This is a genomic window from Pseudoalteromonas sp. SWYJZ98, assembly GCF_015864495.1.
GTDB lineage: Bacteria > Pseudomonadota > Gammaproteobacteria > Enterobacterales > Alteromonadaceae > Pseudoalteromonas > Pseudoalteromonas distincta.
The window spans coordinates 1-2,264 of record NZ_JADYXA010000084.1 but is presented as its reverse complement, the minus strand read 5'-3'; the positions used below and the strand labels follow the sequence as shown (position 1 = coordinate 2,264).

Sequence of the window (2,264 nt, the reverse complement as noted above, 5' to 3'; positions counted from 1 at the left end):
AGGCGGCTGCGAAGTACGTTCAACTCTCTATTGCCACGGCCACGCTGATCAAAGAGCAGGAGAACGAGACGCTGAACCTGGAGCGCGTCGCCAAAGCGCGCAAGGAAGAGGGTGAGACCCTGGTGGCGCTGGCGAAGTTGCGAGGCGATGAACAGGGCGTCCTGAAGGCAGCCAGCCAAGCGGCGGAAGAGTACGCACTTGCCAGCGCGCGGGTCGCGGCTTCGAAGCAGGAAGAGCTGAAAATCCTGGAGCAACAGTTGGTCGCACAGCAGGCCAAGCTCGAAGCCGACAAGGCGACGGCGGATCAGCAGGAAAAAGAGACGCAGAAGCTGCGCGAACTCATCAAGACCAAGCAGTCCGAGGTCGAGCAGACCAAGGCGTCAACGGAGGCGGCAAAACAGGAAGTCGCGGCGCGCAAACTGGCCGTTGAGATATACGGCGACCAGTCGGCCAAGATGGCCGAGTACCGCGCCGAAATGGATCGGCTCATCCTCGTCTTGCAAGAGTACGAAAAGCTCAACATCAACGGGAAAAAGACTGACGAGGAAGTCGCGGCTGTGCGCCAGAAACTGGCCGAGATAACGGCCAAGTACAAAGACACCGTGAATGACTTGGCACGGAACCTGCGCCTGCAAGCGGCAGAAGAAGTCGCCACGCTGAAGACCAAACAGGCTTCACTTTCCGTGGACATTCAGATTGCACAGGCAAGTGCCAACATCGCTCGCCTTCGTGGGGATAACACCAAGGCGATGCAGTTGGAGCGCGAGGCCATGGCGAAGCAGATCGAGGTCGCCAAGATCAAAATCGAGATCGACCGGGTACAGGCACAACTCCAGATCAAACTTCTCGAAAACGAGAAGTTGAAGCTCCAAGCCAGTGACGCCAACTACAAACTGTTGGTGCGGGAGTTGGACCTAAAGATCAAGTTGCAGAAGGCAACCCTTACCGAACTGGATGGCGCGGACAAACTCATCCGGTTGAAAGAAGAAGAGAACCGCCTGCGGCAGCAGGCCACCAACGACCTCGGCAGTGAGGCATCCGCGCGAGGCAACGTCACAGAGGCCAGCGAGCGCCAGGCCGACGCCATGGCGAAGATGCTCATGCAGTACACACTCAGCGCCGANGCGAGGCAACGTCACAGAGGCCAGCGAGCGCCAGGCCGACGCCATGGCGAAGATGCTCATGCAGTACACACTCAGCGCCGACTACAGCGAGCGGCAGATCGCCATCTTGGAACGAGAAGCCGCCGCCGAGGAAAAACTGGCCGAAGCCCGCCGCAAGCGCCTGAACGTGGACAAGGAAGGTTACTCCTTGAACACCGCAGGGGAGCGCGTGATGGCCGGGGAAACCCAAGAGCAGGTAGACCGCGACATCGCCCGGCGTTACGGCGAAGAGAACATCGGCAACCCAGACGCCATCAAGGCTCGCGGCCTGGCAGAGATGCTGAAGTTCATCTCCAGTCAGGGTGGGCAGATTCGAGACCCCAACTACAGCAAGCAGGTGGCTGACATGCGCCGGCAACTGCAGGAGTTGGAAGCGAAGCTGCTCAACACAGGCCCGGCACCAGGCGGCACGGCGACCACACCCGCAGGTGGGGGATCGACGACGCCAGGCGGCAGCCCTTCGGGTGGGCGCCCAAGCAGCGGTGGCGTCAGCAGCGGGGGGAACCTGACCGTCAACCTCGGCGGCCGCAACCTCGGAACCATCACCGGACTGAACCCCACGCAGTCACGTGAAACTCTCGCAGTGCTTCGCGCACTTGAAACCTCACAAGGAACCGCAGCATGAGCCTCACCCTGGCCGATGGCACGACCACACTGACCTTGAACCCAGACCTGTTCTGGTCCGACGAGAACAACTGGAACCCGGTCGAGCAGACTGCCGACCGCACGATCACGGGCGCGTACATCGTCCAGGCGGCGGCGAGGGTCAAGGGGCGACCCATCACGCTGGAGCCGGAGAGCGACAGCAGCGCGTGGATGACGCGCGCCGACGTGACGGCGTTGCGAAATTGGGCCGCAGTACCCGGCAAAACCATGACTCTTACACTTCGCGGCGAGGCTCGGGAGGTCATCTTCCGTCACCAGGACGGCGGTTTTGAGGCCCGTCCTGTGATCCAGTACCGCGATGGGCACGAACTGCCTGCCGACTTTTACCTCTGCACCATCCGTCTCATGGAGATTTAACAAGTGGCAATCTTGAAAGGCGATGTCCGCCTGGTAGCGTCGGCGGTGATGGATGACGTGAGCGAAGGCGGCGGTGCC

At 61.1% G+C, this 2,264-nt stretch carries 1 protein-coding gene; it reads left to right on the top strand.

Annotation, left to right across the window (positions count from 1 at the left end; genetic code table 11):
- Positions 1 to 1,784: 1,784 nt before the first annotated feature.
- A complete protein-coding gene (locus I6F10_RS19835; protein ID WP_114488110.1) occupies positions 1,785 to 2,186 on the top strand; it encodes a hypothetical protein in 402 nt (133 codons plus the stop codon).
- Positions 2,187 to 2,264: the final 78 nt, after the last annotated feature.